This window comes from Phreatobacter sp. (assembly GCF_022843985.1).
Lineage (GTDB): Bacteria > Pseudomonadota > Alphaproteobacteria > Rhizobiales > Phreatobacteraceae > Phreatobacter.
Window position 1 is genome coordinate 42,403 of the sequence record NZ_JALHMP010000011.1, and the last position, 12,482, is coordinate 54,884.

Consider the following 12,482-nt stretch of genomic DNA (forward strand, 5'->3'; position numbering starts at 1 on the left):
TGTTTGTCAGCAAGCAAATAATACGGCGGGACGAGGCGATGGGTGCGGCGGGTGCGCAGAAGCGAGCGGTGACGGAGGCGGGAGCCGATGTCGCCATCCGGCGTCGGCGCACCCAGGCCGAACGGCGGGCCGAAGCCGAATCCCGCGTCCTCGCCGCCACTGCCGAACTGGTCGCCGAGAAGGGCATCGACGGCGTCACCCTGGCCGAGGCCGGGGAGCGCGCCGGTTACAGCCGCGGTCTCGCCGCCCACTATTTCGGCTCCCGCGACGAATTGCTCGCCGCCATGGCCGAAGCCATCCACGACGAGTTCAGCCAGCAGCGCCGCGAGCGCCTGCGCGGCACATCCGGGCTTGCCCGGCTGATGGCCACGCTCGACGCGTCCTTCGAGCGCCCCGCAGTCGGCATGGTCAAGATGCGCGCCTATATCGCCGTGCTGATGGGCGCTGCCCACAAACCGGCCCTTGCCGAGGCGGTCGCCACCTTCAACCGGGAATCGGCCACCGAGTTCGGCCGCCTGATCGGCAGCGCCATGGAGGCGGGGGAGATCCGTCCCGACATCGATGCGCGCACCCAGGCGCTCATTCTGTCCGCCGCTCTGCGCGGCATCATGGCCCAGTGGGTGCTCGACCCCGAGGGCGTCGACCTCGTGCGCATCCGCGAGGAGTTCATCGCGCTCGTCGCCCGCAGCCTCGCCATATCCCCAAGCTGATCCACAAGACCCAAGAGGAGAGGAAGTCCATGGATTTCTCGATGTCCGAACGCCAGCGCTACTGGCGCGACCGCGTGATCGCCTTCATGAACGCCCATGTCTATCCGGCCATGCCCACCTATGACGCCCAGATGGAAGGCTTCGGAGCCAACCGCTGGCAGGTCGTGCCGGTGCTGGAGGACTTGAAGGCCAAGGCCAAGGCCGAGGGATTGTGGAACCTCTTCCTGCCGCCTTCCGAGGCTCATGACGACGACGAGTTTCACGGCGCCGGGCTGACCAATCTCGAATATGCCCTCTGCTCGGAACAGATGGGCCGCGTCGGCTTCGGCTCGGAGGTGTTCAACTGCTCGGCCCCCGACACCGGCAACATGGAGGTGTTGCACCGCTACGGCACGAAGGAGCAAAAGCAGCAGTGGCTGCGCCCCCTCATGGCCGGCCAGATCCGCTCGGCCTTCCTGATGACCGAGCCGGCGGTGGCATCCTCCGATGCCACCAACATCGAGACCTCCATCCGCCGCGACGGCGACCATTACGTCGTCAACGGCCGCAAGTGGTGGTCCTCGGGCGTCGGTGATCCCCGCTGCAAGATCGCCATCGTCATGGGCAAGACCGATACGGGCGCGGCCAAGCACATGCAGCAGTCGCAGATCCTCGTGCCGCTCGACACGCCCGGCGTGAAGATCCTGCGCCACCTGCCGGTCTTCGGCTTCGACGATGCCCCCCACGGCCATTCCGAGGTGCTGCTGGAGAATGTCCGCGTTCCCGCCGGCAACCTGCTGCTCGGCGAGGGTCGCGGCTTCGAGATCGCCCAGGGTCGCCTCGGACCGGGCCGCATCCATCACTGCATGCGCACCATCGGCGTCGCCGAGATGGCGCTGGAGAAGCTGATCAAGCGCATCCAGTCGCGCGTCGCCTTCGGCAAGCGTGTCTCCGAGCAATCGGTGTGGGAGCAGCGCATCGCCGAGGCCCGCATCGATATCGAGATGACGCGGCTCCTCTGCCTCAAGGCCGCGGACATGATGGACAAGGTCGGCAACAAGGTCGCCAAGCTCGAGATCGCTATGATCAAGGTGGCGGCGCCGCGCATGGCCCTGAAGATCATCGACAACGCCATCCAGGCGCATGGCGGTGGCGGTGTCACCACCGATTTCGGTCTCGCCAAGGCCTATGCGCACATCCGCACCCTGCGCCTCGCCGACGGTCCGGACGAGGTGCACAACCGGTCCATCGCCCGGATGGAGATGGGCAAATACGCCAGCCATTGAGAAGCAGTCAGCCTCACAGGCTTCGCCCCAACCGTCATGGCCGGGCTTGTCCCGGCCATCCACGACTTGAACACCGCACTGTCAGGAAAGTCGTGGATGCCCGGCACGAGGCCGGGCATGACGGAAGGGAGAGTCAGCCGACCAGACAACGATAAGCCAGGAAGGACACGCCATGACTCTCTTCGACATGAGCGGCAAGGTCGCCGTCATCACCGGGTCCTCGCGCGGCATCGGCCGCGCCATCGCCGAGCGCATGGCCGAGCATGGCGCCAAGGTCGTCATCTCCTCGCGCAAGGCCGGGCCCTGCGAGGAGGTGGCGTATGCCATCAACGCCAAGCACGGCGCCGGCACCGCCATCGTCGTGCCGGCCAACATCTCGTCGAAGGAGGACCTGCAGCGCCTCGTCGACGAGACACGCCGCCAACTCGGCAAGATCGACGTGCTCGTCTGCAATGCCGCTTCGAACCCCTATTACGGGCCGATGGCCGGCATCACCGACGACGCCTTCGGCAAGATCCTCACCAACAACATCGTCGCCAACAACTGGCTGATCTCCATGGTCGTGCCGGAGATGATCGCGCGGAAGGAGGGCTCCATCATCATCGTCTCCTCCATCGGGGGCCTGCGCGGCTCGGAGGTGATCGGCGCCTATTGCATCTCCAAGGCCGCCGACATGCAGCTTGCCCGCAACCTCGCCCACGAGCACGGCCGCCACAATATCCGCGTCAACTGCATCGCCCCGGGCCTGATCAAGACCGACTTCGCCAGGGCGCTGTGGGAGGACAAGGAAGCCCGCGAGGCCCGCGAGCGCGAGACGCCGCTGCGCCGCATCGGCGACCCCGACGAGATCGCCGGCGCCGCCGTCTATCTCGGCTCGAAGGCCTCGACCTACATGACCGGGCAGTGCCTGGTGGTGGATGGCGGCGTCACGATCTGAGCGGGAGATCAGGCGGTCGGCAGTCGTCCGATTGCCGATCGTCTCAGTAGAGCCCGCGGCCGCCGTTGATCTGCACCGTCTCGCCGGTGATGAAGGCCGCCATGTCCGAGGCGAGGAAGAGCACGAGATTGGCGACGTCCTCCGCCGTCCCCTCCCGCCGGAGCGGCGTGCCCTCCACCGCCGACTTCCGCCCCTCCGGCGTGTTGAACTGCACGTGGAAGCGCGTGTCGATGAGCCCCGGCGCCACGCCGTTGACCCGGATGCCGAGCGGCCCGAGTTCCTTCGCCAGTGCGCGGGTATAGGTGACGATGGCCCCCTTCGACGCGGCATAGTGCAGCGCGCCAGGCCCGCCGCCGTCCATCGCCGCCAGCGACGACATGGTGACGATGGCACCCGATTTCTTCTCCGTCATGATCTTCACCGCTGCCTGGCAGGTGAGATAGGTGGACATGACGTTGAGGTCGAAGGTGCGCTGCCACAGGTCGAGCGAGGATGCGGTCGTGCCGACCCGCTGCAGGATGCCGCCGGCATTGGTGAAGACGATGTCGAGCGTGCCGAAGGCGCGCAGCACTGCCGCAAAGGCGGCATCGGTTTCATCCTGCCGCGTCAGGTCCGCCTTGACGGCCAGGGCCTTGCCGCCGGCCGCTGCGATCTCCGTCTCCAGCGCGTTCGCCTCCGCGCCGCTGGAAATATAGGTGAAGGCGACTTTGGCGCCGGCCTTGGCAAAGGCCCGCGTCGCTGCCGCGCCGATGCCCGATGCGCCACCCGTGACCAGTGCGACCTTGCCCTTGAAATCCATCATGCACTCCCTCGGATGGCGATGAACGGCCACGCTGGCCGCGTCAGTTCAGAAATTCCGGCGAGATCAGGCTCGGCAGGAACAGCGTCACCTTCGGCCAGACGATGACCAGCGCCAGCACCATGAACAGCGGGATCAGCATGAAGATCGTATCCTTGATCACCGCCCGCATGCGCAGGCCCGCGACAGCGCAGGCGATCATCAGACAGAGCCCGTAGGGTGGCGTGACGAGGCCGAAGGCGAGTGAGACGATGCCGATCATGGCGAAATGGACCGGATCCATCTCCACCGCCTTCGCCAGCGGCTGCAGGATCGGCCCGCAGATGATGATGGCGGGGATGGCATCGAGGAAACAGCCGACGATCAGGAAGACGGCGGCGATGAAGAATCCGGTGGCGATGAAGCCCATCTGCCAGGTCGAGACGCCGGTCAGGATGGCTTCGGGGATCTTGTAATAGGCCAGCAGCCAGCCGAAACAGCTCGCCGTACCCACGCAGAACAGGATCACGCCGGTGAGCCGGCCGGTATCGAGCAGCGCAGTGTAGAGCCCCTTCAGGTTCATCTCGCGATAGACGACGAAGGACAGGACGCCGGCATAGAGCACGGCGATCGCCGCCGATTCAGTCGCCGTGAACCAGCCGAAGATCTTGCCGCCGATGATGATGCCGGGGGTGAGCAGCGCCAGGAAGGAATGGGCGCAGGCGCAGAGCAGGGCCCGCCAGGTCTCGCGCGGATAGGTCGGGTAGCCCCGCTTCACCGCATAGATGTGGACGGTGGCCATCTGCGCCCCGGCGATGAGGATGCCGGGGACGATCCCGGCGAGGAACAGCGCGCCGATCGAGGTCGTCAGGATGCCCCCCCAGACGATCATCAGGATCGACGGCGGGACGATGACCGCGAGGACGGCGGACACGGCGGTGATGGCGACCGAGAAGGAATCGTCGTAGCCGGCGCGGCGCTGGGCCTCGATGAAGATCTTCGACTGGCTGGCGGCATCCGCCGTCGATGAGCCGGAAATCCCGGCGAAGAACAGCGACAGGACCACATTGATCTGTGCCAGGCCGCCCGGCCAGTGGCCGACCATGCTGCGCGACAGCTTCAAGAGGCGGTCGGTGATGCCACCGGTGTTCATCAGGTTGGCGGTGAGCAGAAAGAACGGCACCGCCAGCAGGATGAAGGAATTGAAGGCGTTGAAGCTCTCCGACATGAGCGTCACGGTGTCGAGACGCGGCTCGATCAGGAGGATCGGCAGACAGGCGAGTCCGAGGGCGAAAGCCACCGGCACGCGCAAGGCGAGCAGCCCGAAGAAGGCCCCGAACAGCACGAAGGCCGCCTGGCCCGAGGTCAGCACGGCGCCGGTCATAGGTTGAGCGTCCCGGCTTCGATATCGTTGATGGCGGGCTTCACCGGGGATGCCTTGCGGCCGGCGGCGATCAGCACGTCGTCCCACATCTGCTCGCCGAGGAAGATGATCCAGGTGACGCCCATCATCGGCCAGGGCAGGTGGATGAGCCAGAGCGGCAGGTCGGCGAGTTCGGAGGTCCGGAACCAGGCGAACTCGACGAATTTCGTGCCGGCGAAGACGAAGACGCAGGCCAGCACCAGCGTGCCGATGCGACCGATCAGGCGGGCCACCGCCTCGGCCCGGGGCGGCAGTTCCGGCATGACGTCGACCTCGAAATGGGTCGATTCCCTGACGCCGATCATGGCGCCGATCGAGATGGTCCAGATGAACAGGAAGCGCGCCATCTCCTCGGTCCAGATATAGCTCGGAATCAGCGCGGTATGGCGCGAGAAGATCTGCAGGCTGACCGGGATGATGAGGACGGCGACCGAGGCCACGACAAGATGGGACAGGAGGCTCGCATAGGCGGCCGTAAACCGCCGCCAGAGGCTCGGTGCCTCCCCCACGGCAGGACTGTCGGACGGGGTCATGATGCGCTTTCGGAGAACGATGGAACGGCGCCGGCGCGCCGCAACGGGCCGGCCGGCCGCGCCGGGGCGGCGGGCCGGCCGAACGGTTTCGTCAGACGCCGCTGAGCTGTCCGAAGATGGCCTCGGCGCCGATCTCCCTGGCATAGGCGGCCATGACCGGATCGGTCAGCCTCTTCATCGCGTCGCGTTCCTCGAACACGATGCGCTTCAGGCGGCCGGCCTTCTCCAGCGTCTCCAGCTTGGCGCTGTCCTCGCTCGATTCCACCTGGCGGCCGAATTCGCCGGCCTCGGCACCGGCCGCCACGATAGCGTCCTGCAGGTCCTTTGGCAGCGTGGTCAGCATCTTCATCGAGAAGCAGATCGGGCGGATCGACACCGCGTGCTGGGTCAGCACGAGGTTCGGCGCCACTTCGAAGAACTTCATCGCCTCGACGCCGGCCGCCTCGTTCTCGCCCGCCTGGATCACGCCGTTCTGGATGGCGTTGTAGACCTCGTTATAGGCGATGACGGTCGGCGACATGCCCGCTGCGGCGAAGGTGCGCGACCAGATCGGCGCGCCCTGGACGCGGATCTTCAGGCCGCGCATCTCGGCAAGGTTCTTGAAGGGCTTGTTGGCGAAGATGTTGCGGGTACCGCCGCCGGCATGGCCGATGAGACGCACGCCCGCCCGCCGTTCCACTTCGTCCTCGATGGGCTTCAGCACTTTCGCCTTGATCACGTTGCCCATATGAGCCACGTCGCGGAACACGAAGGGCGCATCGATGAAGGGCGCGGCGCGGGCAAAGGTGGACATGTGTGCCGGTGAGACGATGGCATAGTCCACCGCGCGGCCCTGGGCCATGTACTCGAAATACTGCTTCTCGAGGCCCAGCGACGAGTTCTTGTGCAGGTTGAAATTGACCGGCTTGCCGTAGAGCGCCTTGACCCGCTCCTCGAACCGCACCAGCGCCTTGGTAAAGGCATGGTCGTCGTTGAACTGGACGGCACCGTTCAGCGTGATCGGGGCCTGGGCGCGCAGCACGGTCGGGCTGGCGACGAGGGCCGCAGCGGAGACGGCGCCGAGACCGAGGATGACCTGCCTGCGTTCCACGCCGCTCCGTGTATGGGTGTCCTTGCGCATGCTCATTGCGATTCCTCCACAGTTGCCTTGCACTCTTGCGGTGCGCCCATGTTGTCCTGGGTAGGCCAGATAGTATGTCAGAACGATCTGGGGCCGGACAATTGCAAAAGCCCATGTTGCGGCGCGAATTTAAATGGATTTATATTGCAGTGCACTGAACGGATATTTCGCAACGCACATCCGCTCTGCCGGACCGGTGGCCGGGATTGTAACCGTTGCGCATGTGACCGGGCCTGTGGCTTTACCCGGTAAATCGAGGCAATCCGTCGCAGCCCCGGGCCACAGGACCATAACCCTTCCGTAGCGGTTTTCTCGTAGGGATCGGACGTATTCAGTCGTTTCCTCGGCGGAACCGGCTGCTTTCGAGTCAAGAGGCCGCGAGGCGACCACCATGGCGGTTCACCATGACAGTTAAGGACGCGTCCATATTGTCCCGCCGGCCAGCCCGTTCGCTGCTAGTGTCGTAGCAATGCTGGAGGCGATCGGACGAGACACGATGGGGGAGGCGCGGGCGCTCTTGGCGCGCGGCTTTCCCATGCGCGCGGAGCCCTTCTGGGCGGCCGGGCTCGACCGGCTGTCTGCCTTTCACGATGCCCAGGGCCTCGGTCCCATCGGCCAGATCATGCGGATCAAGGGTGAAGCCGTCGGCGTGATCCTCACCATGCGCAGCCGCCGCGAACAGGCCGATGGCGCACCGCCGCAGACTGTCGTCAATCTGTCCAGCTGGTATGTCGAAGAGCGTTTTCGTCTGATGGCGCCGCGCATGCTGCAGAAGGTCCTTGCCGAGACGGTCGATAGCTTCACCGACCTGACCCCGAGCCCTGCCGTCACTGACATGATCGGCCGCTTTGGCTTCGTGCGCTGCCATGACGGCGGCGTCATCTTCGCCCTGCCGGTCCAGGCGCTCCAGTCGGGGCCTGGACAGATCGGTCCGGTCGAAACCATCGCGCTCGACGCGGCTCTCGGCCGTATCGTCGAGGATCACCTGGGCCTCGGTTGTCTCGCCTGCGCCCTGGTCGATCCGGAGGGCAGTCGCCCGCTGGTCTTCAGCCTCGGCCGGCGCAAGGGCCTGCCGGCGGCCCGGCTCGTCTATGCCGACGACGTTGCGTCAGTTCGCCGCAACATCGGGGCCATCGCGCGTTTTCTGCTGTCGCGAGGCGTGATCTGTCTGGAAATGCCCGCCAATCGCCAGGATACACCCAAAGGCGCGTGGTTCTCGACCCGGTCCCGACCAAGCTTCGTCCGGGGCGTCAGCCCGGTGGCCGCGATCGACCATGCCTATTCGGAATTTGTTTTCCTTCGCATCTGACAATGCCACCGGACCTGAGCGGGAGAGAACCGTGAGCACCGAGATGATCGATATTGCCGAGGAGACCAGCGCCTTCCTCAAGGGCCGGTTCCCGGCACTCGCCAACCAGCCGCTTGCGGCCGAGACGCAGCTCCTCGCCAGCGGCGCCATCGATTCCCTCGGCATTCTTGAACTGGTCACCTTCCTCGACGAGCGCTTCGGCATCCAGCTGATGGACGACGACTTCGACCCGGCCAATTTCGAGACCTTCGGCCAGCTGGTCGCCTTCGCGGAGCGCCAGCGCGCGTGACGGCTCCGCCCTATCTCCTCCACCACCTTCTCGAACAGGCCGCCGCGTCCGGGGCGGAGCGCATCGCCGTGGTTGATGGCGAGCGGCAGGCGACCTATGCCGACCTTCTCGCCGCCGCCCGCTGCTGCGCGCAGCTCTGTCGCGACCAGGGCCTGGCCCGTGGTGATCGGGTCGCGATCTTTCTGCCGAAGAGCCTCGAGGAATGCTGGGCGATCTTCGGAATCGCCATGGCCGGCGGCGTCTTCGTCCCCGTCAATGCCCTGCTGAAGCCGGCCCAGGTCCGCCACATCGTTGCCGATTGCGGCGCTCGGATCGTGCTGACCCTCAGGGATCAGGTCGCCGCCCTCGACGAGGCTTTTGCGGGCCTCGATGACATCCGGATCATCGCCGTCGACGGCCTGCCGGCCGACGAGCCGGCCGCCTTGCCGCCGGCCGCTGGCATCGGCGAGGATCTCGCCGCCATCCTCTACACCTCGGGCTCGACCGGGCGGCCCAAGGGCGTGATGCTGAGCCACCGCAACCTGCTGGCGGGCACGCGCATCGTGCGCACCTATCTTGGAATCACCGAAGACGAGCGCATCCTCTCGGTGCTGCCCTTCAGCTTTGATTACGGCCTCAACCAGTTGCTGACGGCGGTGGAGCAGCGCGCCCGCATCGTGCTGCTCACCTTCCAGTTCGGCGCCGACATCGTGAAGGCGATCGCCACGCACGGCATCACCGGGCTCGCCGGCGTTCCCACGATCTGGGCCATCCTCACCCGGGCGACGCCGATCCTGGCGAAGACGCCGCTCCCGACCCTGCGCTACATCACCAATTCCGGCGGGGCCGTGCCCTCCGAGACCGTGGCGCGGCTGCGCGAGAAACTGCCCGGCACCCGGATCTTCCTGATGTATGGCCTCACCGAGGCCTTCCGCTCCACCTTCCTGCCGCCCGAGGAGGTGGAGCACCGCCCGACCTCCATCGGCAAGGCCATCCCCGAATGCGAGATGCTGGTGGTGACCGCCGACGGCCGCCGGGCCGCGCCCGGGGAGCCGGGGATCCTCGTCCACCGTGGCCCCACCGTGTCGCTCGGCTACTGGAACCGGCCGGATGCGACGGCCGAGGTCCTCAGGCCCCATCCGTTCCGGCCGGCCGTCGAGGGCGGCGAGACCGTCTGCTGGTCCGGTGACCTGGTGACGGAGGATGCGGACGGTTTCCTCTATTTCGTCGCCCGCAACGACGCCATGATCAAATCCTCCGGCCATCGCATCAGCCCGACCGAGGTCGAGGAATGCCTGATGGCCATGGGCCATTTCCAGCAGGTTGCGGTGATCGGCCTGCCCGACCCCTTCGCCGGGCAGAAGGTCCATGCCGTGGCGGTGGCCCTCGGCCCGGTCGACGGCGCCGCGGTGCTGCAGGCCGCCGCGGCCGAACTGCCGCCCTACATGGTGCCGCGCGAGCTGGAGCTGGTCGCGCGCCTGCCCGTCACCCCCAATGGCAAGGTCGACTATGTCGGCCTGGTCCGCGAGCGCAGCCATGGCGACTGACGCGACCCTCGCCGACAGGCTCGTCGCCGACCAGTTCGGCGTCGCCGGTGCCGACCTCCTGATCGGCGGTATCCCGGCCCGTGCCCTCGCCGAGCGCTTCGGCACGCCGCTCTTCGCCTATGATGCCGGCCTCATCCGGCGCTCCTATCACGCTCTGGCGGCCGCCCTCGAAGGCTTCGCCACCATCCATTACTCGATCAAGGCCAATCCCAATCCGGCCGTGGTGCGGGTGCTCCATGCCGCCGGCGCCGGAATCGAAATCGCCTCGCTCGGCGAGTTCCACGCGGCGATGAAAGCGGGCGTCGATCCCGCACAGATCCTCTTCGCCGGCCCGGGCAAGCGCCGCTCGGAACTCGCGGCCGTGATATCAGCCGGTATCGGCGAGATCCACCTTGAGAGCCACGAGGAAATGGCCCATGTCGCGGCCATCGGCGCGTCCCTCGGCCGCCGGGTCTGCGTTGCCGTCCGTGTCAATCCCATCGCCGAGGCCCAGGGCGGCGCCATGCGCATGGGCGGCAAGGCCGCCCCCTTCGGCTTCGACGAGGAGGATCTCGACGCCGTCGTGGACGCTGTGGCAGGCGATCCCCATCTCGATCTCACCGGCATCCATCTCTTCGCGGGGACGCAGATCCTCGATGCCGCCGTGCTGATCGGCCAGTGGCGCCACGGCCTCGCCGTCGCCGGCCGCGCCGCCGCGCGTCTCGGCCGCCCGCTGCGCACCATCGACCTCGGTGGCGGGCTCGGCATCCCCTATTTCGCCGGTGAAGGCACCCTCGACCTCGCGGCGGTCCGGGCCGGCCTGCCGGAGCTGATCGCCCTGCGCGACGCCGATCCGCTCATCCGCGACGCCCATGTGCTGGTCGAGCCCGGCCGCTATCTCGTCGGTGCGAGCGGCGTCTATCTCTCGGCCGTTCTCGCCGCCAAGATCTCGCGAGGCCAGCGCTTCCTCGTGGTTGACGGCGGCATGCACCACCATCTCGCCGCCTCCGGCAATCTCGGACAGGTCATCAAGCGCGATTATCCGGTCGCCGCCGCCTCGCGCATGGGCGAACCGCTGGTCGGTCAGGCCAGCGTCGTCGGGCCGCTCTGCACGCCGCTCGACACCCTGGCCCGCAAGGTCGAGATGCCGACCATGGCCGAGGGCGATCTCGTCGCCGTGCTGCAGTCGGGCGCCTATGGGCCGACCGCCAGTCCGGTCGGCTTCCTCAGCCATCCCGCGCCCGCCGAGGTCCTGGTGGACGCCGGCGCGGCGCAGCTGATTTCACGGGTTCAGTAGACCGAGGCCTTGCCGAGCGCGGCGCCTTTGGCGGCGAGCGTCGCATCGACCCAGCTGCGGTCGAGCGTGCCGGCGGCGATGGCCTTCATCGTCGCATCCTCGGCGGCGAGCTGGGCGCGGGCGAGCGCCGCGACGGCGGCCACCTCCGCCCGCGGCACGGCGAGAACCCCGTCGGTATCGCCGACGACGAGATCGCCGGGCGCGACATGCTGGCCGCCGATCACCGCACCTGTATTGATCTCGCCGGGGCCGTCCTTGTAGGGGCCGCGATGGGTCACACCGGCGGCGAAGATGGGCAGGCTCATCGCCGCGATGGCGTCGGAATCGCGGATGGCGCCGTCGATGACGATGCCGGCGACACCGTTCTTCAGCGCGATCGTCGCCATGATCTCGCCGATGATGGCATTGGTCAGCACGCCGCCGGCCTCCACCACCACCACATCGCCCGGACCGGCCATGTCGATGGCCTTGTGGACCAGGAGGTTGTCGCCGGGCCGTGTCCTGACCGTCAGCGCGAAGCCGAGCATCGGCGTGCCGTCATGCATCGGCCGCAGCGCCGGGCCAGCGGCGAAGAGCCGGCCCATATTGTCGCTGAGCAGCGCCGTCGGGATGCCGGCGAGCAGCGCCGTCAGCGCGGGATCGTTGGCATGGGGCTTGGGCAGGACCTGGAAACCGAGGGACATGGCGGGAGCCCGATCAGCCGTTGAAGGATTCGATGGCGGCGATATCGAGCAGGTCCAGAAGGGCGCGCTTCTCGGCTTCGGTCCCGGATCCCTCGAGAATGATCAGCGTCCGCCCCAGCAGCACCTGGATATTGCCGTCGCGGGAATGCACGGCGGTCTTGCCCTTGAAGCGGAAGACACGGCCCATGGCGCCGAGCAGCTGGGCGTTGGAGAACAGCGGCGACAGCTGGGCGATCATCGGGGAATTGGCAAGCACCTGCAGGGTCACGTGGCGCTCGCCGGTGGAATAGCGCCGCTTGGCGATGAGGCCGCCGCCGAACATGGCTGCGGCGCTGGCATCGGTCTCAGCCTCGTCGGCGGTCCAGCCGCGCGGCGGGGCGGGCAGGAAGCGCGACAGGCCGCTGGCGCTGCGCTGCGCCAGAAGCTGCGAGGCGACGTCGAGGGCCGCCTTGGCGGCGACGAGGTCATTGGCCTGATAGGCCTTGCGGGCCTCCTCGATCGCATCGCGGATATCGTCGGCGAAGGCGGGCGAGGCGACGGCGAGCGTCGCTGCAATGGCGGCGGCGCGCAGCAGGCGGGTCAGGGTCATGGCGGGTTGGTCCTCATTGGCGTCGTCCGGCGCGGTGCCGGAAT

13 protein-coding genes are annotated in these 12,482 nt (G+C 67.3%); 7 read left to right on the forward strand and 6 right to left on the reverse strand.

Annotated features, from left to right (window positions below; genetic code table 11):
- Positions 1 to 38 precede the first annotated feature (38 nt).
- From Q0C57_RS09685 to Q0C57_RS09695, 3 genes are all read left to right on the forward strand, one after another.
- Positions 39 to 710: a TetR/AcrR family transcriptional regulator gene (locus Q0C57_RS09685; RefSeq protein WP_296575559.1), complete on the forward strand. Its 672-nt coding sequence runs from the start codon at positions 39 to 41 to the stop codon at positions 708 to 710.
- Between the two features lie 29 nt (positions 711 to 739).
- Complete coding sequence (locus tag Q0C57_RS09690) at positions 740 to 1,975, forward strand: acyl-CoA dehydrogenase family protein (protein ID WP_296575563.1); 1,236 nt, start codon at positions 740 to 742, stop codon at positions 1,973 to 1,975.
- A 172-nt stretch (positions 1,976 to 2,147) separates the two neighbouring features.
- Positions 2,148 to 2,912: an SDR family NAD(P)-dependent oxidoreductase gene (locus tag Q0C57_RS09695; protein ID WP_296575567.1), complete on the forward strand. Its 765-nt coding sequence runs from the start codon at positions 2,148 to 2,150 to the stop codon at positions 2,910 to 2,912.
- A gap of 43 nt (positions 2,913 to 2,955) precedes the next feature.
- Here the strand turns inward: Q0C57_RS09695 and Q0C57_RS09700 are convergent, their stop codons facing one another.
- The 4 genes from Q0C57_RS09700 to Q0C57_RS09715 all read right to left on the reverse strand — a co-directional run bounded on the left by Q0C57_RS09700 (position 2,956) and on the right by Q0C57_RS09715 (position 6,772).
- Positions 2,956 to 3,714: an SDR family NAD(P)-dependent oxidoreductase gene (locus Q0C57_RS09700; RefSeq protein WP_296575569.1), complete on the reverse strand. Its 759-nt coding sequence runs from the start codon at positions 3,712 to 3,714 to the stop codon at positions 2,956 to 2,958.
- A gap of 40 nt (positions 3,715 to 3,754) precedes the next feature.
- Positions 3,755 to 5,074 (reverse strand): TRAP transporter large permease, encoded by a 1,320-nt coding sequence (locus tag Q0C57_RS09705; protein WP_296575571.1) that lies wholly within the window; start codon positions 5,072 to 5,074, stop codon positions 3,755 to 3,757.
- Entirely contained in the window at positions 5,071 to 5,646 is a 576-nt protein-coding gene (locus tag Q0C57_RS09710) for a TRAP transporter small permease subunit (protein ID WP_296575574.1), read from the reverse strand. The genes Q0C57_RS09705 and Q0C57_RS09710 overlap by 4 nt, the downstream gene beginning before the upstream one ends.
- A 91-nt stretch (positions 5,647 to 5,737) precedes the next feature.
- Entirely contained in the window at positions 5,738 to 6,772 is a 1,035-nt protein-coding gene (locus Q0C57_RS09715; RefSeq protein ID WP_296575577.1) for a TRAP transporter substrate-binding protein, read from the reverse strand.
- Positions 6,773 to 7,235: 463 nt separating this feature from the next.
- Here Q0C57_RS09715 and Q0C57_RS09720 point away from each other — a divergent pair, with 463 nt between their 5' ends.
- The 4 genes from Q0C57_RS09720 to Q0C57_RS09735 are packed head-to-tail and all read left to right on the forward strand — an operon-like array spanning position 7,236 to position 11,166.
- Complete coding sequence (locus Q0C57_RS09720; protein WP_296575580.1) at positions 7,236 to 8,075, forward strand: hypothetical protein; 840 nt, start codon at positions 7,236 to 7,238, stop codon at positions 8,073 to 8,075.
- Between the two features lie 31 nt (positions 8,076 to 8,106).
- Positions 8,107 to 8,364 carry an acyl carrier protein gene (locus Q0C57_RS09725; protein WP_296575582.1) on the forward strand — a complete coding sequence of 86 codons (258 nt, stop codon included), beginning with the start codon at positions 8,107 to 8,109 and terminating at the stop codon, positions 8,362 to 8,364.
- The gene (locus tag Q0C57_RS09730; protein WP_296575585.1) at positions 8,361 to 9,890 is read left to right on the forward strand and encodes an AMP-binding protein; all 1,530 of its coding nucleotides are present in this window, start codon (positions 8,361 to 8,363) and stop codon (positions 9,888 to 9,890) included. The genes Q0C57_RS09725 and Q0C57_RS09730 overlap by 4 nt, the downstream gene beginning before the upstream one ends.
- The gene (locus tag Q0C57_RS09735) at positions 9,880 to 11,166 is read left to right on the forward strand and encodes a type III PLP-dependent enzyme (protein ID WP_296575588.1); all 1,287 of its coding nucleotides are present in this window, start codon (positions 9,880 to 9,882) and stop codon (positions 11,164 to 11,166) included. The genes Q0C57_RS09730 and Q0C57_RS09735 overlap by 11 nt, the downstream gene beginning before the upstream one ends.
- Here the strand turns inward: Q0C57_RS09735 and Q0C57_RS09740 are convergent.
- Positions 11,160 to 11,849, reverse strand: coding sequence for an RraA family protein (locus Q0C57_RS09740; RefSeq protein WP_296575592.1), 690 nt, complete (start codon positions 11,847 to 11,849; stop codon positions 11,160 to 11,162). The two genes, Q0C57_RS09735 and Q0C57_RS09740, sit on opposite strands and share 7 nt — an antisense overlap.
- A 13-nt stretch (positions 11,850 to 11,862) precedes the next feature.
- Complete coding sequence (locus tag Q0C57_RS09745) at positions 11,863 to 12,438, reverse strand: hypothetical protein (RefSeq protein WP_296575594.1); 576 nt, start codon at positions 12,436 to 12,438, stop codon at positions 11,863 to 11,865.
- Positions 12,439 to 12,482 lie beyond the last annotated feature (44 nt).

Coding starts and splice junctions, on each gene's coding strand:
- Q0C57_RS09685 (WP_296575559.1), top strand. CDS start 39: ATGGGTGCGGCGGGTGCGCAGAAGCGAGCGGTGACGGAGGCGGGAGCC.
- Q0C57_RS09690 (WP_296575563.1), top strand. CDS start 740: ATGGATTTCTCGATGTCCGAACGCCAGCGCTACTGGCGCGACCGCGTG.
- Q0C57_RS09695 (WP_296575567.1), top strand. CDS start 2,148: ATGACTCTCTTCGACATGAGCGGCAAGGTCGCCGTCATCACCGGGTCC.
- Q0C57_RS09700 (WP_296575569.1), bottom strand. CDS start 3,714: ATGATGGATTTCAAGGGCAAGGTCGCACTGGTCACGGGTGGCGCATCG.
- Q0C57_RS09705 (WP_296575571.1), bottom strand. CDS start 5,074: ATGACCGGCGCCGTGCTGACCTCGGGCCAGGCGGCCTTCGTGCTGTTC.
- Q0C57_RS09710 (WP_296575574.1), bottom strand. CDS start 5,646: ATGACCCCGTCCGACAGTCCTGCCGTGGGGGAGGCACCGAGCCTCTGG.
- Q0C57_RS09715 (WP_296575577.1), bottom strand. CDS start 6,772: ATGAGCATGCGCAAGGACACCCATACACGGAGCGGCGTGGAACGCAGG.
- Q0C57_RS09720 (WP_296575580.1), top strand. CDS start 7,236: ATGCTGGAGGCGATCGGACGAGACACGATGGGGGAGGCGCGGGCGCTC.
- Q0C57_RS09735 (WP_296575588.1), top strand. CDS start 9,880: ATGGCGACTGACGCGACCCTCGCCGACAGGCTCGTCGCCGACCAGTTC.
- Q0C57_RS09740 (WP_296575592.1), bottom strand. CDS start 11,849: ATGTCCCTCGGTTTCCAGGTCCTGCCCAAGCCCCATGCCAACGATCCC.
- Q0C57_RS09745 (WP_296575594.1), bottom strand. CDS start 12,438: ATGACCCTGACCCGCCTGCTGCGCGCCGCCGCCATTGCAGCGACGCTC.